The 18513-nt window shown below is 53.9% G+C and carries 16 protein-coding genes and 1 rRNA gene; 8 read left to right on the top strand and 9 right to left on the bottom strand.

Annotated features, from left to right (window positions below; genetic code table 11):
• Positions 1-114: ribosomal RNA gene (rrf, locus tag ACMWKK_RS22970) — 5S ribosomal RNA — on the top strand; the annotation flags it as partial.
• Positions 115-213: 99 nt separating this feature from the next.
• On the opposite strand, the gene mobB is transcribed toward rrf, so the two are convergent.
• Positions 214-717, bottom strand: a complete 504-nt coding sequence (gene mobB, locus ACMWKK_RS22965) for a molybdopterin-guanine dinucleotide biosynthesis protein MobB (protein WP_112782016.1) — start codon at positions 715-717, stop codon at positions 214-216.
• Positions 714-1298: a molybdenum cofactor guanylyltransferase MobA gene (gene mobA / locus ACMWKK_RS22960; protein ID WP_112782015.1), complete on the bottom strand. Its 585-nt coding sequence runs from the start codon at positions 1296-1298 to the stop codon at positions 714-716. Before mobA ends, mobB begins: the two co-directional genes overlap by 4 nt.
• 68 nt (positions 1299-1366) lie before the next feature.
• Between mobA and ACMWKK_RS22955 the strand changes: the two genes are divergently transcribed.
• The 3 genes from ACMWKK_RS22955 to dsbA all read left to right on the top strand — a co-directional run bounded on the left by ACMWKK_RS22955 (position 1367) and on the right by dsbA (position 3349).
• Positions 1367-1636, top strand: coding sequence for a YihD family protein (locus ACMWKK_RS22955; protein WP_008501866.1), 270 nt, complete (start codon positions 1367-1369; stop codon positions 1634-1636).
• A 75-nt stretch (positions 1637-1711) separates the two neighbouring features.
• The gene (locus ACMWKK_RS22950; protein WP_406542939.1) at positions 1712-2698 is read left to right on the top strand and encodes a serine/threonine protein kinase; all 987 of its coding nucleotides are present in this window, start codon (positions 1712-1714) and stop codon (positions 2696-2698) included.
• 27 nt (positions 2699-2725) lie between these two features.
• Positions 2726-3349 carry a thiol:disulfide interchange protein DsbA gene (gene dsbA, locus ACMWKK_RS22945; protein ID WP_045329480.1) on the top strand — a complete coding sequence of 208 codons (624 nt, stop codon included), beginning with the start codon at positions 2726-2728 and terminating at the stop codon, positions 3347-3349.
• Between the two features lie 23 nt (positions 3350-3372).
• Here the strand turns inward: dsbA and ACMWKK_RS22940 are convergent, their stop codons facing one another.
• A complete protein-coding gene (locus tag ACMWKK_RS22940) occupies positions 3373-4281 on the bottom strand; it encodes an acyltransferase (protein ID WP_045329573.1) in 909 nt (302 codons plus the stop codon).
• 440 nt (positions 4282-4721) lie between these two features.
• On the opposite strand from ACMWKK_RS22940, the gene polA reads away from it, so the two are divergent.
• A complete protein-coding gene (gene polA / locus ACMWKK_RS22935) occupies positions 4722-7517 on the top strand; it encodes a DNA polymerase I (RefSeq protein ID WP_112782017.1) in 2796 nt (931 codons plus the stop codon).
• Between the two features lie 310 nt (positions 7518-7827).
• On the opposite strand, the gene yihA is transcribed toward polA, so the two are convergent.
• Positions 7828-8457, bottom strand: coding sequence for a ribosome biogenesis GTP-binding protein YihA/YsxC (yihA, locus tag ACMWKK_RS22930; RefSeq protein WP_023309768.1), 630 nt, complete (start codon positions 8455-8457; stop codon positions 7828-7830).
• Positions 8458-9034: 577 nt separating this feature from the next.
• Here yihA and yihI point away from each other — a divergent pair.
• Both yihI and hemN read left to right on the top strand, forming a co-directional pair.
• Positions 9035-9550, top strand: a complete 516-nt coding sequence (gene yihI, locus ACMWKK_RS22925) for a Der GTPase-activating protein YihI (RefSeq protein ID WP_032644299.1) — start codon at positions 9035-9037, stop codon at positions 9548-9550.
• A gap of 188 nt (positions 9551-9738) precedes the next feature.
• Positions 9739-11112, top strand: coding sequence for an oxygen-independent coproporphyrinogen III oxidase (gene hemN, locus ACMWKK_RS22920; RefSeq protein WP_112782013.1), 1374 nt, complete (start codon positions 9739-9741; stop codon positions 11110-11112).
• 100 nt (positions 11113-11212) lie between these two features.
• Here hemN and ACMWKK_RS22915 read toward each other — a convergent pair whose 3' ends face one another.
• The 4 genes from ACMWKK_RS22915 to glnA form a co-directional block, all read right to left on the bottom strand.
• Positions 11213-11323, bottom strand: a complete 111-nt coding sequence (locus ACMWKK_RS22915) for a YshB family small membrane protein (RefSeq protein ID WP_045329576.1) — start codon at positions 11321-11323, stop codon at positions 11213-11215.
• 111 nt (positions 11324-11434) lie between these two features.
• Positions 11435-12847, bottom strand: a complete 1413-nt coding sequence (glnG, locus tag ACMWKK_RS22910) for a nitrogen regulation protein NR(I) (protein WP_023309765.1) — start codon at positions 12845-12847, stop codon at positions 11435-11437.
• A gap of 11 nt (positions 12848-12858) precedes the next feature.
• Positions 12859-13908 (bottom strand): nitrogen regulation protein NR(II), encoded by a 1050-nt coding sequence (gene glnL / locus ACMWKK_RS22905; RefSeq protein WP_032644301.1) that lies wholly within the window; start codon positions 13906-13908, stop codon positions 12859-12861.
• 170 nt (positions 13909-14078) lie between these two features.
• A complete protein-coding gene (glnA, locus tag ACMWKK_RS22900) occupies positions 14079-15488 on the bottom strand; it encodes a glutamate--ammonia ligase (protein ID WP_008501856.1) in 1410 nt (469 codons plus the stop codon).
• Between the two features lie 378 nt (positions 15489-15866).
• On the opposite strand from glnA, the gene typA reads away from it, so the two are divergent.
• Complete coding sequence (gene typA, locus ACMWKK_RS22895) at positions 15867-17690, top strand: ribosome-dependent GTPase TypA (protein ID WP_023331638.1); 1824 nt, start codon at positions 15867-15869, stop codon at positions 17688-17690.
• A 79-nt stretch (positions 17691-17769) separates the two neighbouring features.
• On the opposite strand, the gene ompL is transcribed toward typA, so the two are convergent.
• Positions 17770-18456, bottom strand: a complete 687-nt coding sequence (gene ompL, locus ACMWKK_RS22890; RefSeq protein ID WP_112782012.1) for a porin OmpL — start codon at positions 18454-18456, stop codon at positions 17770-17772.
• Positions 18457-18513 lie beyond the last annotated feature (57 nt).

The raw sequence follows: 18513 nt of genomic DNA, 5'->3' as shown, positions 1-18513 counted from the left end.
TGGCGGCTTTAGCGCGGTGGTCCCACCTGACCCCATGCCGAACTCAGAAGTGAAACGCCGTAGCGCCGATGGTAGTGTGGGGTCTCCCCATGTGAGAGTAGGGAACTGCCAGGCATCAAATAAGTGAAGAGGCCATCCGGAAGGATGGCCTTTTTGCGTTTCTGAACCCGCTAACTTTGCAGGCCGGGTAAGGCAAAGCCGCCACCCGGCAAATCAAACTGCACCCCACGTCACAATAAAGTCCGCTATCCCCTCCACATCATTTAAGTCCAGCACCGGAACCTCAAGCGGCAATACAACATCACTGGCCACCGCAATCACATGCTCATCCAGCGTTAACTCGCTGAAATCATGCCCGGCATCGCTTCTGAACAGCAGGATCTTGGGCACGGCCTCAAGCTTAAATCCCTCTACCAGCACCAGATCCAGCGTGGCCTGATCCATCCGGCTGACCAGATAGGCGAGATCAAGCGGCGCCTCATCTGGCGTTTCTGTCATCAACGCCCAGCGTTGAGTACTTGCCACCATCGTTTGCGCTGCACCCGCTTTACGCAATGCATAGCTATCTTTGCCCGGTGTATCGACATCCATATTATGGTGGGTGTGCTTAATCAATCCAGGACGGATACCTCTGGCACAAAGCGCAGGAATGAGCTTTTTCAGCAACGTGGTTTTCCCGGTTCCACTCCAGGCGGAAATGGCTACAACAGGTATCATCTTTTCTCCTGCATCATCTGCAAATCTTCATGCGTATTCACGTTCACAAAGGCTGATTTCACATCGCTAAAATCAACGGAATGGCCGCCAGACTCACGCATGAAGACCATCACCCTGCGCTCGCCCGCAGCCAGATAGCGTTGCAGGGCAGGCGCTAGCGATCGGCGCATCAATGCGATAGCAGGATGGTCGCGCTCGCCGTCATGTGCCCAAACCACAGGAGCCGTACCACGAAGCAGTAACAAACGCTCGACAAGACAGGAGGGAATAAACGGGGTATCGCAGGGGCAGAAGATAAACCACTCTCCATGAGACTGTTGCATGATCGAAAGCATACCGGCCAGCGGTCCCGGATAATCCGCAAGAATATCCTGATAAACGGCGTACCCGCTTTGCCGGTAAGTGTCGAGATGCCGGTTAGCGCTAATGACCATTGTCGATACCTGACCTGCGAGCGTATCGGCGACATGCTGCCACAAGGGTTTGCCATTAAGAAGCTGAAGCCCCTTATCTTTTCCCCCCATTCGCGTCGCTCTGCCACCTGCCAGAACGACTCCAATGATTTCCTGGCTAAGATTCACGAATATCGCCTCTTTTATTGTGGGATTGACCCTGCTAACGTGGCACTCTAAATGAAAGGAGCACCACCATGAAATGTAAACGTCTGAATGAAGTTATTGAACTCCTCCAGCCCGCCTGGCAAAAAGAGCCAGAGCTTAATCTGATGCAATTTTTACAGAAACTGGCGAAAGAGTCAGGTTTTGACGGCGATCTGGCAGACCTTTCTGACGACATCCTGATCTACCACCTTAAAATGCGCGACTCCGCCAAAGATGCTGTTATTCCTGGTATTCAGAAAGATTATGAGGAAGATTTTAAGACCGCACTATTGCGCGCCCGAGGCGTAATTAAAGAGTAAAAGCTTGTAAGCGGCGGCACCGAAATCGCCACAAGATGATATCCTGAATCATTCGTATAATTTCCGGATGATCGGATGAACGACCAGGCTTTTACTTTCCAGACCTTACACCCGGACACCATTATGGATGCCCTGTTTGAACAGGGTATTCGGGTGGATTCCGGGCTAACACCGTTAAACAGCTACGAAAACCGCGTCTATCAATTTCAGGACGATGATCGTCAGCGCTTCGTCGTAAAGTTCTACCGTCCAGAACGCTGGTCCGCAGAACAAATTCAGGAAGAGCATCAGTTCGCTCACGATCTGCTGGATGATGATGTCCCCGTTGCCGCCCCGCTAAAATTCAATAATCAAACGCTCCTCACGCATGAAGGGTTTTACTACGCGGTCTTCCCGAGCCTGGGTGGGCGCCAGTTTGAGGCGGATAATATCGATCAGATGGAGTGGGTTGCTCGCTATCTTGGGCGTATACACCAGACGGGACGCAAAAAAGCGTTTATTGCCCGCCCGACTATCGGGATTCAGGAATACCTTACGGAACCGCGCGAAATATTCGCAGCGTCTGCAATGATCCCCTCTGCGCTCAAGGATGATTTCCTCAGCGCCACCGATAAGCTTATTGCAGCAGTGAAAACCTGCTGGCGCGATGATATTTCCCTCCTGCGCCTGCATGGCGATTGTCACGCCGGGAATATTCTCTGGCGTGATGGCCCGCTGTTTGTCGATCTCGATGATGCGCGTATGGGGCCAGCGGTTCAGGATCTGTGGATGCTGCTCAACGGTGACAAAGCCGAGCAACGCATGCAGCTTGAAACCATTATTGAAGCATATGAAGAATTTAGCCCGTTTAATTCAGACGAAATTGCCCTGATTGAGCCTTTACGCGCGATGCGTTTTGTTTATTATCTCGCATGGTTAATCAGGCGTTGGGGCGATCCCGCATTTCCCCGGAATTTCCCGTGGCTTACCGGAGAGGATTACTGGCGCAGCCAGATATCTACATTTACTGAGCAGGTCAAGGTTCTTCAGGAACCCCCTCTGCAATTAACGCCGATGTATTAATTGGACACACCCAGGAGAGAGTTAATCATGAAAAAAATTTGGCTGGCGCTGGCAGGTATGATTCTGGCATTTAGCGCTTCTGCTGCGCAGTTTACCGACGGCAAGCAGTTCATCACGCTGGAAAAACCGGTCGCTGGCGAGCCACAGGTGCTGGAGTTCTTCTCGTTCTATTGCCCACACTGCTATCAGTTCGAGCAGGTTCTGCATGTGTCTGACAACGTGAAGAAAAAACTGCCGGAAGGCACCAAAATGACCAAGTACCACGTCGAGTTCCTGGGCCCGTTGGGTAAAGATCTGACCCAGGCCTGGGCGGTTGCCATGGCACTGGGCGTGGAAGATAAGATCACTGCGCCAATGTTTGAAGCCGTACAGAAAACCCAGACCGTTCAGACCACTGCGGATATCCGTAAAGTGTTCGTTGACGCTGGCGTGAAAGGTGAAGATTATGACGCAGCGTGGAACAGCTTCGTGGTGAAATCCCTGGTGGCTCAGCAGGAAAAAGCGGCTGCTGACCTCCAGCTTCAGGGCGTTCCGGCGATGTTTGTTAACGGCAAATATCAGCTGAACATGCAGGGTATGGACACCAGCAGCATGGATATCTTCGTGCAGCAGTATGCTGATACCGTGAAATACCTGGTTGAGAAAAAGTAATTTCGTTGATGTACAAACGCCGGTCACTGACCGGCGTTTTTGTATGAAGATTTTATATTGTCTATCCGTTCGTCTTTCTCTTTCCAGAGCGTATTAAGCCACTGCTGGAAACGACGTTTGAAGTTCTTATCGTTTACGTAATCACCGTGCAGTTCAGCGTCAATCGGGACCAGATCGACGTGCACGACGATGCGCGTCAGTTTACCGCTGAGCATATCGAAGAACGGCGTCTTATCGTTTTCCGGATAGCAGAGCGTGACGTTAAGAAGCTTATCGAACTGTGCACCCAGTACGTTAAGCGCCATCGCAATCCCCGCCGCCTTTGGCGGCAACAGATGCTGATAAGGAGAGCGAGTTTGCTGACGCTTCTCTTCCGTAAACCGGGAGCCTTCAACAAAGTTCACGATGGTCGTTGGATGCGCGCGAAACTTTTCACAGGAACGGCGCGTGGTCTCTACATCCTTACCGCGACGTTCAGGATGACGAATCAAATAGCTGCGCGAATAGCGTTTCATAAACGGCATATCGAGCGCCCAGCAGGCCAGCCCGATAAAAGGCACCCAGGCGAGCTGCTGTTTCAGGAAGTATTTGTTCATCGGGATATGTTTGCGAAACAGCACGCATAACACCACGATGTCGGCCCAGCTGTGGTGATTGCAGATCAGCAGGTACCAGTTCTTTTTGTTAAGGCGCTCCAGCCCTTTCACATCCCACTTCAGGTGCGGGTTAAGACACAACAGGATCGCCAGTCCTTCGCACCAGCAATACATCATGAAATTACAAAATGCGGACACGGCTCGCCACACCACGGGGACAGGCAGCAGCAGTTTAATTATTCCGGCGAGAATGATCGGCACAGAGCAGGCGACAGTCACCAGGATAGTTAAAATGATGCTTAACGGTAATGTTATTGCAGCGAGCAATCTCGACATGATGAGCTTTTTCAGGTAGTTAGCTGTAAGTGGGCGGCCGGCCAGGCGACGCTGGGCGCTGATTTTACCAGAAAACAGGCAAATGAATGGCGCTTTCACGTGATGTTTTGGCCGCTTTAACTCCACCGCAGAAGATTTCTCTGTCATTGCGCGCTTATCAAGGCTTATATCCACATAGACTAAATTGCCATCAGTTGGCCATATAGATACGATCTGATGGCATAACAGCATGATAATTAAGATCTAAAAATTAGCTCGTATGTGTTTTTTACGTCTGTTATTCATCTGAAGTGAAAATATACACAAACTTATCCACAGTTTGATTTTTGCGAGCGATCCTCACGATCGCAAAATCTTTTCCTGTATCAGGCGCTAATACCTGATGTTTTCATCCTTCTGTGGCATCCTTTACCCATAAATTGATTAAAGGCACGGACATTATGGTTCAGATCCCAGAAAACCCTCTTATTCTCGTCGATGGCTCTTCTTACCTGTATCGGGCATATCATGCGTTTCCTCCTCTGACCAATAGCGCAGGGGAACCGACCGGCGCAATGTACGGCGTGCTGAATATGCTGCGCAGCCTGATCCTTCAGTATCAGCCAAGCCATGCGGCAGTCGTTTTTGATGCAAAAGGCAAAACGTTCCGCGACGAGCTGTTCGAGCATTACAAATCCCACCGTCCGCCAATGCCTGACGATCTGCGCGCGCAGATTGAGCCGCTGCATGCCATGGTAAAAGCGATGGGGCTGCCGCTGCTGGCGGTCTCTGGCGTTGAAGCGGATGACGTCATCGGCACGCTGGCGCGAGAAGCAGAAAAAATGGGTCGTCCCGTGCTGATCAGCACCGGTGATAAAGATATGGCGCAGCTGGTAACGCCCGGTATCACCCTGATTAACACCATGACCAACACCATTCTGGGGCCGGAAGAGGTCGTCGCTAAGTATGGCGTGCCGCCTGAGCTGATTATCGACTTCCTCGCATTGATGGGTGACTCTTCGGATAACATTCCGGGTGTACCTGGCGTTGGTGAAAAAACCGCGCAGGCGCTGCTTCAGGGGCTGGGCGGACTGGATACGCTCTACGCGGAATCAGACAAAATTGCCGGGCTCTCCTTCCGTGGCGCAAAAACCATGGCCGGAAAACTTATCGATAACAAAGAGGTGGCTTATCTCTCCTATCAGCTGGCCACCATCAAAACCGATGTCGAACTGGAGCTGGGCTGTGAGCAGCTGGAAGTGCAGCAGCCTTCTGCGGACGATCTGCTGACCCTGTTTAAAAAATACGAATTTAAGCGCTGGATCACCGACGTGGAAGCCGGTAAGTGGCTACAGGCAAAAGGAGCGAAACCGGCAGCAAAGCCACAGGAATCGATTGTCGCTGATGCAGAAGCGCTGGTGGAGGAAGAAGAGGCCGTTACGCTCTCTTTCGACAACTACGAAACCATTCTTGAAGAGTCGCAGCTGGTCGCCTGGATCGAGAAGCTGAAAAAGGCGCCGGTCTTTGCCTTTGATACCGAAACGGACAGTCTCGATAACATCTCTGCCAATATGGTTGGCCTCTCGTTTGCGACAGAGCCGGGTATGGCTGCCTACGTTCCCGTGGCGCACGATTACCTGGACGCGCCGGAGCAGATCTCCCGTGAACGCGTGCTTGAGCTGCTGAAGCCGATCCTGGAAGACGAAAAGGCGCTCAAGGTGGGGCAAAACCTCAAGTACGACCGCGGTATTCTGCAAAACTACGGCATTGAACTGCGCGGGATCGCCTTCGACACCATGCTCGAATCCTACATTCTGGACAGCGTCGCGGGCCGACATGACATGGATTCCTTATCTGACCGCTGGCTCAAGCACAAAACCATCACCTTTGAAGAGATTGCAGGTAAAGGGAAAAATCAGCTCACCTTTAACCAGATTGCTCTTGAAGAGGCGGGACGCTACGCGGCGGAAGACGCCGACGTCACGCTGCAGCTGCACCTGAAGATGTGGCCAAAACTGCAGAAGCAGGAGGGGCCGTTGAACGTGTTCCAGCATGTCGAGATGCCGCTGGTACCGGTGCTGTCCCGCATTGAACGCAACGGCGTGAAAATCGACCCAACGGTGCTGCATAACCACTCCGGGGAGCTGGCGCAGCGTCTGACCGAGCTTGAGCAAAAGGCGCACGAGCTGGCAGGCGAGCCGTTTAACCTCTCTTCGCCGAAGCAGCTGCAAACCATTCTGTTTGAAAAGCAGGGCATCAAGCCGCTGAAGAAAACCCCTGGCGGCGCGCCGTCAACGTCTGAAGAGGTGCTGGAAGAGCTGGCGCTGGATTACCCGCTGCCGAAAGTGATTCTGCAGTACCGTGGTCTCGCGAAGCTGAAGTCGACCTATACCGACAAGCTCCCGCTGATGATCAACCCGAAAACGGGTCGCGTGCACACGTCGTATCACCAGGCTGTCGCGGCGACCGGTCGTCTCTCGTCAACGGACCCCAACCTGCAGAACATCCCGGTACGTAATGAAGAAGGCCGCCGTATTCGCCAGGCTTTCATTGCGCCAGAGGATTATCTGATTGTCTCGGCGGACTACTCGCAAATCGAACTGCGCATTATGGCGCATCTGTCCCGCGACAAAGGCCTGCTGACCGCGTTTGCCGAAGGGAAGGATATCCACCGTGCAACCGCGGCGGAAGTCTTTGGCTTGCCGCTGGATAGCGTGACCAACGAACAGCGCCGCAGCGCTAAGGCGATCAACTTCGGTCTGATTTACGGCATGAGTGCATTTGGTCTTTCGCGCCAGCTCAATATTCCGCGCAAAGAGTCGCAGAAGTACATGGATCTCTACTTCGAGCGCTATCCGGGCGTGCTGGAATACATGGAGCGCACCCGCGCGCAGGCGAAGGAAAAAGGTTACGTCGAAACGCTGGATGGCCGCCGTCTCTACTTACCGGACATCACATCCAGCAACGCGGCACGCCGCGCTGGCGCAGAGCGTGCGGCGATTAACGCCCCGATGCAGGGTACCGCGGCGGACATCATTAAGCGTGCAATGATCGCCGTCGATGCCTGGCTGGAAAAAGAGAAGCCTCGCGTGAAAATGATCATGCAGGTACACGATGAACTGGTGTTTGAAGTGCACAAAGACGACCTCGACGCCGTGTCGAAGAAGATCCACGAACTGATGGAAAGCAGCATGACGCTAGACGTGCCGTTGCTGGTGGAAGTCGGAAGTGGTGAGAACTGGGATCAGGCTCACTAACGGTTCTTCGCATAACGCGCTTTTTATGTAAGTTTGCAACATAAGAAGGCGCGTTTTGTGACGATCATTAGAATTCCCTATGTAAAGAATGAAAAAAAACTACAAAAAGTGCTTTTTCTGCAGCACAAAAAGGGGTAGAGTTATCGGCGTAGGGTACAGAGGTAAGATGTTCTATCTTTCAGACCTTTTACTTCACGTAATCGGATTTGGCTGAATATTTTAGCCGCCCCAGTCAGTAATGACTGGGGCGTTTTTTATTGCGGCAAAGAAAATTCAGGCAAAAAAAACGCGGCCATCGCCGCGCCCGGTATTACTCTTCTTCCGCTTCCGTCGCGGGTTCCAGCTCGCTAAACCAGGTGTCGAGCTTCTGACGCAGCTTGTCCACGCCCTGCTTTTTCAGCGAGGAGAACGGCTCAACCTGTACATCACCGTTGAACGCCAGCACCGCTTCGCGAACCATATTCACCTGCGCTTTACGCGCGCCGCTTGCCAGCTTATCGGCTTTTGTCAGCAGCACCAGCACGGCGATATCGCTCGCTACTGCCCAGTCGATCATCTGCTGATCCAGATCTTTCAGGGGATGGCGAATGTCCATCAGCACGACCAGACCTTTCAGGCACAGACGTTTTTCCAGGTATTCACCCAGCGCCCGCTGCCACTTGATTTTCATCTCTTCCGGTACCTGCGCGTAACCGTATCCCGGTAAGTCGACCAGGCGTTTGCCCTCTGCGACTTCAAACAGGTTGATCAGCTGGGTACGGCCAGGTGTTTTTGAGGTACGCGCCAGGCTTTTCTGATTGGTCAGCGTATTCAGGGCGCTGGATTTCCCCGCGTTGGAGCGGCCAGCAAAGGCCACTTCTATACCGGTATCAGAAGGAAGGTGGCGAATATCGGGCGCACTGGTGACAAAATGCGTCTGTTGGTAGTTCCAGGTAGTCACGTGGTCGTCTCCAAAATCGTAATCTGAAGGGGATTATACCCGAATGCAGGCAAAAGGCTTTTCTGATTACTCTGTCCTGTAGGTGAATGCCCCTGGCGGTGTGAGACATCGGCCAGTGATGCTATGGGAGATTTAAGAGAATTCGCAGGCGTCAAAAAAGCCAAACTGTTTTAAATCATAAGTTTATTTCCAGGTAATTGTCTGAAAAACCCTTTTTGTACCGTTTCGTTGCTTGTTAGTTTAATGGAACAAGGTAAAGTGTGCGTCAGGGCGAGGAAGCCAACAGGATATCGACTTAAGGATTAGGGTCAGGAGCGCCAGGAGGCGAAGACGCAGGATTGTCAGGATGACCAGCGCCTGGAGGCGTTTAAGCAGGAAATGGAACCGTATCACGGACGGTATTAGCCAAGGGATAAACAGGGTTTGTTGTTGGCAAACACGGAATGTCTGGCCCGCTAAGGGTTGTGAGTCAGGAAAAAAGGCGACAGATTGCTCTGTCGCCTTTTTTCTTTGCTTGCTTTCTGCTAGATTTCGCCGCAATTCTATACTGAAGAAAACGACTTAAAGATAAAACATCATGAAAAAACCAACCTCCGCTGCGGGCGCGAAACGCCCTGCAAAAGCACGCCGCAAAACGCGCGAAGAACTGAACCAGGAAGCGCGCGATCGCAAACGCGACAAAAAACATCGCGGTCATGCTGCGGGTAGCCGTGCCAACGGTGGTGGTGCAGCGGGTGCTTCTGCAAAAGGCAAACAGCAGAAAGACCCTCGTATCGGCAGTAAAACTCCCATTCCACTGGGCGTGACAGACACCCCGGTCACTAAGCAGCACAAACCAAAGAGCGAGAAACCTATGCTTTCACCGCAGGCTGAGCTGGATTTGCTGGAGAACGATGAGCGCCTGGACGCGCTGCTGGAACGTCTTGAAGAGGGTGAAACCCTGACCGCGGAAGAGCAGTCATGGGTGGATGCCAAACTGGACCGCATTGATGAGCTGATGCAGAAGCTGGGCCTGTCTTACGACGATGACGAAGATGAAGAAGAAGACGAAAAGCAGGAAGATATGATGCGTCTTCTGAAGGGTGGAAACTAACATTTGCACCCGGCAGGCACGATAGTCCTGCTTATAACCCTTCCGGTTATATGTTATCTGGTGTGGTTATTCGTTAAACTACGGCGGTTGTCGCGGCGACAGAAGTGGCTGCGCACCCGAATGATGGCCCGCAACGGGGCCAGAACGGGCCGCCGTATACGAACGCGACACCAACGGAAGGAGTGAGCATGTCAGCACCAACTATCGACTGGGATTTGGCCCTAATCCAGAAATATAACTATTCCGGGCCGCGCTATACGTCATACCCCACCGCGCTGGAGTTCTCCGATGCCTTCGGCGAGGGGGATTTTCAGCAGGCCGTCGCGCGCTATCCTGAGCGTCCGCTGTCCCTCTACGTCCATATTCCGTTCTGCCACAAGCTTTGCTACTTCTGCGGCTGCAATAAAATCGTTACCCGTCAGCAGCATAAAGCCGACCAGTATCTTGATGCGCTCGAGCAGGAAATTGTGCATCGCGCACCGCTCTTTAAGGGCCGTCACGTCAGCCAGCTTCACTGGGGCGGCGGCACGCCAACCTATCTGAATAAAGCGCAAATAAGCCGTCTGATGGCCCTGCTGCGCGGCAATTTCAGCTTTAACGCCGACGCTGAAATCTCGATCGAAGTCGATCCGCGTGAAATCGAGCTGGATGTACTGGATCACTTACGCGCCGAAGGCTTCAACCGCCTGAGCATGGGCGTGCAGGATTTCAATAAAGAGGTTCAGCGTCTGGTGAACCGCGAGCAGGACGAAGAATTTATCTTTGCCTTACTCAACCATGCGCGTGAGATTGGCTTCACCTCAACCAATATTGACCTGATTTACGGCCTGCCAAAGCAAACGCCGGAAAGCTTCGCCTTCACGCTCAAGCGCGTGGCCGAACTCAACCCGGACCGCCTGAGCGTCTTTAACTACGCGCATCTGCCGACGCTCTTCGCCGCCCAGCGCAAAATCAAAGATGCGGATCTGCCTTCAGCCCAGCAGAAGCTGGATATCCTCCAGGAAACCATCACCTCGCTGACCGAGACCGGCTATCAGTTTATCGGTATGGATCACTTTGCCCGCCCGGACGACGAGCTGGCGATTGCGCAGCGCGAAGGGGTCCTGCACCGTAACTTCCAGGGCTACACCACCCAGGGCGATACCGATTTGCTGGGGATGGGCGTCTCCGCCATCAGCATGATCGGCGACTGCTACGCGCAGAACCAGAAAGAGCTGAAGCTGTACTATCAGCAGGTTGATGAAAAGGGTAACGCCCTGTGGCGCGGCATTGCGCTCACGCGCGACGACTGCATCCGTCGCGATGTCATTAAAGCGCTTATCTGCAACTTCCGTCTCGATTTCGGTGACATTGAGTCGCATTGGGATCTGCACTTTAGCGATTACTTTGCGGAAGACCTGAAGCTGATTGCGCCGCTGGCGAAAGACGGGCTGGTGGAGGTGTCGGATAGCGCGATTGAGGTCACGCCGAAAGGACGTCTGTTGATCCGGAATATCTGCATGTGCTTTGACGCTTATCTGCGCCAGAAAGCGCGTTTGCAGCAGTTTTCGCGGGTGATTTAAACCGCATTGCCGGGTGGCGGCTTCGCCTTACCCGGCCTACGAAAATGCGAAATGTAGGCCGGGTAAGCGCAGCGCCACCCGGCTTTTCATTAACAGCTCGCTAGCTAAACAGCCCAACCAGCGCCGCACACAGCACTGCCGCAACGGCGGTTTGTGGCGTGTGGCTTTCAGCGGCTCCGCTAGAGAGCATATTCACGATTGTTTCCAGCATGATGTTCACCCCCAATTTCCGGGCACGATCATACAAAACTCGGCGGAACAGTAAAGCGCAAAATAACGGCAATTTGCGCTCAATTTATAACCTTTACACGGCGGTGTAAAATTACTCCATTCCCAGCTCTTTCAGCTTGCGCGTCAGGGTATTACGTCCCCATCCCAGCAGGCGAGCGGCTTCCTGCTTATGACCCTGCGTATGACGCAGCGCGGTAGTTAATAGCGTACGCTCCATCTCTGGCTGAGCCTCAGACAGCAGGTTTTGATGACCGGAACGCAGCGCGCGGTCGGCCCACTGCGCCAGCAGCGTCGCCCAGCTGTCCGGCAGCGCGTGGCCGGTACTGCTTTCAGGCGCGGTCGCTTCAAACAGCTCGGCCGGTAAATCCTGAATCAGCACTTCCTGCCCGGCGGCCATCACCGTTAACCAGCGGCAGGTGTTTTCCAGCTGACGCACGTTGCCCGGCCACGCCAGACGCGTCAGGGCGGCATCGGTTTCCGGGTGAAGCTGTTTGGCCTCCACGCCCAGCTCGCGGGCGGCTACCTGGAGGAAATGGCGCGCCAGGCGGGGAATATCTTCCCGGCGCTCACGCAGCGGCGGCAGATGAACGCGGATGACGTTGAGACGGTGGAATAAATCCTCGCGGAATTTGCCTTCCTGCACGCGCTGCTCCAGGTTCTGGTGGGTCGCGGCGATAATGCGCACGTCCACCTTCACCGGCGCGTAGCCCCCAACGCGATAAAACTGCCCGTCGGCCAGCACGCGCAGCAGGCGGGTCTGAACATCCAGCGGCATATCGCCGATCTCGTCCAGGAACAGCGTCCCACCGTCAGCCTGTTCAAAGCGCCCCTGGCGAATGGTATTCGCGCCGGTGAACGCCCCTTTCTCATGGCCGAACAGCTCGGACTCAATTAAATCCTTCGGGATCGCCGCCATATTCAGGGCGATGAACGGCGCTTTTGCCCGCGGGCTGTGGCGGTGCAGGGCATGCGCCACAAGCTCTTTACCGGTTCCTGATTCACCGTTAATCAGCACGCTTATAGACGAGCGGGACAGGCGGCCGATAATGCGAAACACGTCCTGCATCGCTGGTGCTTCGCCGATGATGTCGGTTGTTGGCCCAAAATCGGGCGCGTGGCGCGGCTGTTGCTGCTCCTGATAATGGCTAATCGCGCGCTCAACCAGCGCCACCGCCTCGTCGATATCAAACGGTTTGGGCAGGTAATCGAACGCCCCTTGCTGATAGGCGCTCACCGCGGCATCCAGATCGGAGTGTGCGGTCATTATGATGACCGGAAGCATAGGGTGGCGTTGTTTGATCTGCTTTAACAGCGCCAGCCCGTCCATGCCCGGCATGCGAATATCCGAAAGCAGAACGTCCGGCGTTTTGGTAGTGAGTGCGTCGAGCACTTCGCTGCCGCTCTCAAACGTCGTGCAGCTTAATCCTGCCCCTGTGAGCGCGCGTTCAAGCACCCAACGGATGGAGCTATCGTCATCGACTACCCAGACTATCCCTCGTTGCATAAACGTCACCTTTATTTTTTAATCGGCAGGAAGACCGAAAACTCGGTATGTCCCGGCCAACTGGTAAATTCAATTTTTCCGGAGTGTTGATCGATCAAACTGCGGGCAATGGATAAGCCGAGGCCGGTCCCGCCTTCGCGACCGCTGACCATCGGGTAGAACAGGGTGTCCTGCAGATGCGATGGAATGCCGGGTCCGTTATCCTCGACGTCGATGCGGGCCGCCAGCCGGTAGCGGACACCGTGTAACGTAAGCTGGAAGGCGGTGCGGGTGCGTAAAATAATCTCGCCCCCGTCGGGTCCCAGCGCCTGCAGAGCGTTGCGTACAATATTCAACAGGACCTGCTCAATCTGGTCCGGGTCATGGGCCAGTTCCGGCAGGCTGGGGTCGTAATCACGAACCAGCGTGACGTTCTCCGGCAGCTCCATTGAGACGAGCTTCACCACCCGTTCAGCCACCTTATGGATGCTTTCCGTGACGTGCATTCCCGGCTGCTGCGGCCCGAGAAGGCGGTCTACCAGATTCCGCAGACGGTCCGCCTGCTCAATGATGACGTTGGTGTACTCCGCCAGCGCGGGGTCGGGGAGCGCCTTGGTCAGCAGCTGCGCCGCGCCGCGTAACCCACCCAGCGGGTTTTTGATTTCATGCGCCAGACCGCGCACCAGGTCACGGGCGGCAATTTGCTGCGCATGCTGAAGCTGCTCCTGGCTCAGTCGACGCTGATTATCCATCGGCGCCATTTCCAGCAGGATCAGGCCTTCTGGAAGACGCTGCGCGGTCAGCGACAGAATGTGCGAGCGTCCGTCGATCACCAGCGTCACTTCGTTGTCGGTAAACCCCTGTCCGGCCTGCAAACTTTCCTGCATCAGGCCAATATTCAGCGAAAAATAGCTCAGGAGTTCAGGAAGCGGGGTGCCGAACAGTTTGCGTGCGCTTTGGGCGAGCAGCTGCTGCGCCGCCGGGTTGGCGTAATGAACGGCCAGCTCGTCATCGACCAGCAAGATGCTGTTAATCAAAGAATTGAGGATCTGCCCAGCATCGGGCAGCGTGCCAGTTGCCATTCAGCAGTCTCCTGGAGTCGTTTGCACTAATTTAGTGCAGTATAGCGTTTTCGGCGTAAAAAGCGCGTGAGATCAGGTTGTTGGTGGAGAAAAAAGCCCATCCGGAGATGGGCTAAAAGTTTCCACGGCAACTACTCCCGGCGCGTGTCACGCCGGGTAAAACAACGTAATTAAACGCTGTAGTACAGTTCGAACTCAACCGGATGCGGAGTCATACGCACGCGGTCGTTCTCTTCGGTACGCAGGGCGATGTAAGCATCGATAGCGTCGTCAGTGAATACGCCACCCGCAGTCAGGAACTCGCGGTCTGCGTCCAGCGCCTGCAGGGCTTCTTCCAGAGAGCCAGCAACCTGTGGGATCTCTTTCGCTTCTTCTGGCGGCAGGTCGTACAGGTTTTTGTCCATCGCTTCGCCCGGGTGGATCTTGTTCTTGATACCGTCCAGACCGGCCATCAGCAGTGCGGCGAAGCACAGGTATGGGTTAGCCGCTGGATCCGGGAAGCGAACTTCGATACGACGCGCTTTAGGAGACGCCACCACCGGGATACGGATAGAAGCAGAACGGTTACGCGCAGAGTAGGCCAGCATCACTGGCGCTTCGTAGCCCGGGACCAGACGCTTGTAGGAGTTGGTGGTTGGGTTCGCCAGGGCGTTGATCGCTTTAGCGTGTTTGATAACACCACCGATGTAGTACAGCGCCTGCTCGGACAGACCGGCATATTTGTCGCCAGAGAACAGGTTAGTGCCGTTCTTGGACAGAGACATGTGGCAGTGCATACCGGAACCGTTATCGCCAAACATCGGTTTTGGCATGAAGGTTGCGGTTTTACCGAAACGGTGCGCAACGTTGTGCACAACGTATTTGTAGATCTGAATTTCGTCCGCTTTTTTGGTCATGGTGTTGAAGCGGGTAGCCACTTCGTTCTGACCGGCAGTCGCTACTTCGTGGTGGTGAGCTTCAACCACCAGGCCCATCTCTTCCATCACCAGACACATGGTGGAACGAATGTCCTGTGCAGAGTCGACCGGAGGAACCGGGAAGTAACCGCCTTTTACGCCTGGACGGTGACCTTTGTTACCACCTTCGTATTTGGTGGAGGAGTTCCATGCGCCTTCGATGTCGTCGATAGCCACGTGGGAGCCAGAAATAGAGGCACCGAAACGGATGTCATCGAACAGGAAGAACTCTGGCTCTGGCCCGAACAGCACGGTGTCCGCGATGCCGGTAGAACGCAGGTACTCTTCAGCGCGTTTGGCGATAGAACGTGGGTCGCGGTCGTAGCCCTGCAGCGTGCCTGGCTCGAGGATATCGCAACGGATGATCAGGGTAGGTTCTTCGAAGAACGGATCAATGACCGCAGTGGTTGCATCTGGCATCAGAACCATGTCGGATTCGTTAATGCCTTTCCAGCCGCCAATGGAGGAGCCGTCAAACATTTTGCCTTCTTCAAAGAATTCGGCGTTCACCTGATGAGCAGGGATTGTGACGTGCTGTTCTTTACCTTTGGTATCGGTGAAGCGCAGATCGACAAACTTCACTTCATGTTCGTTCAGCATCGTCAAAACGTGTTCAGCGGACATACTTAACTCTCCAGATTGGTCATTGTCGTCGTGGTAACGAGGTCTTCAATTTCTGTTTGTACTGGCTGTTGCCATGTATTTTTTATAAAGCGAAATCTGTGCCAACTTTTAAAACACCCCAAAAAGGCGTTATCATGCGCACCATAGTGCAAAAGGGCTGCACCACAATGGATTTGTTGCACCAGTATAGTGCTTCAATGTGAACATTGAGCACCATATTGGTGCAATTTACGTTAAAGTGCCCTTTTACCGCTCCGTGAAAGCGATCACAAAGCATCTCTGCAATACTTGTTTGCGGGGGATGTTTGTGATCCTGTTTTGTAGTGCGATTAATCCGTGTACAATAACGCGCTATTTCTAAATGCCTGAGGCAAAGTTGTGATCGAAAATTTGCGTAACATCGCCATCATCGCGCACGTAGACCATGGTAAAACGACCCTGGTTGACAAGCTGCTGCAACAATCCGGTACGTTTGATGCGCGTGCCGAAACCCAAGAACGCGTGATGGACTCCAACGATTTGGAGAAAGAGCGTGGGATTACCATCCTCGCGAAAAACACCGCGATTAAATGGAATGACTACCGTATCAACATCGTTGATACCCCAGGGCACGCCGACTTCGGTGGTGAAGTTGAACGTGTAATGTCCATGGTAGACTCCGTTCTGCTGGTCGTTGACGCAATGGATGGCCCAATGCCACAGACGCGCTTCGTGACCAAAAAAGCTTTTGCCCATGGTCTGAAGCCAATCGTTGTTATCAACAAAGTTGACCGCCCTGGCGCGCGTCCTGACTGGGTTGTTGACCAGGTCTTCGACCTGTTCGTTAACCTCGACGCGACCGACGAGCAGCTGGACTTCCCTATCGTTTACGCCTCTGCGCTGAACGGTATCGCGGGTCTGGACCACGAAGACATGGCTGAAGACATGACCCCGCTGTATCAGGCGATTGTTGACCGTGTTCCTGCGCCAAACGTCGATCTCGACGGTACCCTGCAGATGCAGATCTCTCAGCTCGACTACAACAACTACGTTGGTGTTATCGGCATTGGTCGTATCAAGCGCGGTAAAGTGAAGCCGAACCAGCAGGTCACTATCATCGATAGCGAAGGCAAAACCCGTAACGGTAAAGTCGGTAAAGTGCTGACTCACCTGGGTCTTGAGCGTATCGAGAGCGACATCGCGGAAGCGGGCGACATCATCGCCATCACCGGTCTGGGTGAACTGAACATCTCCGACACCATCTGCGATCCGCAGAACGTCGAAGCGCTGCCAGCCCTGTCCGTTGATGAACCAACCGTATCCATGTTCTTCAACGTCAACACCTCTCCGTTCTGTGGTAAAGAAGGTAAATTTGTTACCTCCCGTCAGATCCTTGACCGCCTGAACAAAGAGCTGGTGCACAACGTTGCGCTGCGCGTTGAAGAAACCGAAGACGCTGACGCATTCCGCGTTTCGGGTCGTGGCGAGCTGCACCTGTCAGTTCTGATCGAAAACATGCGTCGTGAAGGTTTCGAGATGGCGGTTTCCCGTCCGAAAGTTATCTTCCGCGAAATCGACGGCCGTAAACAAGAGCCGTTCGAAAACGTAACGCTGGACGTCGAAGAGCAGCACCAGGGTTCTGTCATGCAGGCACTGGGCGAGCGTAAAGGCGACCTGAAAAACATGAATCCAGATGGCAAAGGCCGCGTACGTCTCGACTACGTGATCCCAAGCCGAGGCCTGATCGGCTTCCGTTCTGAGTTCATGACCATGACGTCCGGTACCGGTCTGCTGTACTCCACCTTCAGCCACTACGACGACGTGCGTCCGGGCGAAGTGGGCCAGCGTAACAACGGCGTGCTGATCTCCAACGGTCAGGGTAAAGCGGTTGCGTTTGCGCTGTTCGGTCTGCAGGATCGCGGTAAGCTGTTCCTGGGTCACGGTGCGGAAGTGTACGAAGGCCAGATCATCGGTATTCACAGTCGTTCTAACGACCTGACCGTAAACTGCCTGACCGGTAAGAAACTGACCAACATGCGTGCGTCCGGTACTGACGAAGCAACGGTTCTGGTTCCACCGATCAAGATGACTCTGGAGCAGGCTCTGGAATTCATCGATGACGACGAACTGGTCGAAGTGACTCCACAGTCAATTCGTATCCGTAAACGTCACCTGACCGAGAACGATCGTAAACGTGCAATGCGCGGTGCGAAAGAAGACTAATACGGTCAATCCGTAGGCCGGGTAAGCGCAAGCGCCACCCGGCAACGTAAAAGCCGCTGAGAAATCAGCGGCTTTTTTATTAGAACGAATACCGTAACCCTAAGCGAATCCGGTACTGCTCGCGGTTGTAATCATTCCATCTGTCCAGCCACTGAAGCTCAAGGTACGGCAGCCAGTTTCTGTCGATCTTATAGCTGAATTTATTGGTGATTTCCCAGTGATGGTCTTTGCCGTTTTTGCTGTGATAATCATTCACCCGCTGGAAAAAGTGCGGTTCAAAGGTGTAGAAAAACGCATCCGTCACTTTGAAATTCCAGTAGTTGGCAAACTCGTGCGTGTCGTTCTTATCCATCTGCCCGTTGTAATCCGGCGTATCGTAATTGGTATGGTTATAGCGATAGCGAAACGTCAGGTTGAACCAGTCGACGAATTTATAGTTGGTGTCCAGATAGACCGCACCCCCCGAACCGGCGCTGCTGTCGTTAATTAATCCGCCAGGCTGGAAGGTGAGTTTGTCGGTGGGTTTAAAGAGCGGATACCACCCCTCAATTTCGTTATAGCTGTGCTTCAGCTCGTCCCATTTCCCCACGTTATAGGCATTGGTGAACATCAGCCCCGCGCCCATATCGAAGTTATACCCCGCACGCAGGATCACCTCGTGCAGCTCAGAGGCCGTGTTGTAGGCTTCGCGCGTTTCGACATAGGCCCCGGCAAATACCGGGCAGGACACAGACGACACGATCAGTACGGTAATGATTCTTTTCATAATTTGTCCATGTATCAGGTACAGAAAGGCCTCCCTCCTGATAAGCAGGAAGGACAT

It is taken from the genome of Enterobacter sp. 01-M-03-SI-ECC (assembly GCF_047530215.1).
Classification (GTDB): Bacteria; Pseudomonadota; Gammaproteobacteria; order Enterobacterales; family Enterobacteriaceae; genus Enterobacter; species Enterobacter chengduensis.
Note: the sequence above shows the minus strand (reverse complement) of the source record. Positions and strands in the feature narration are given on the sequence as shown.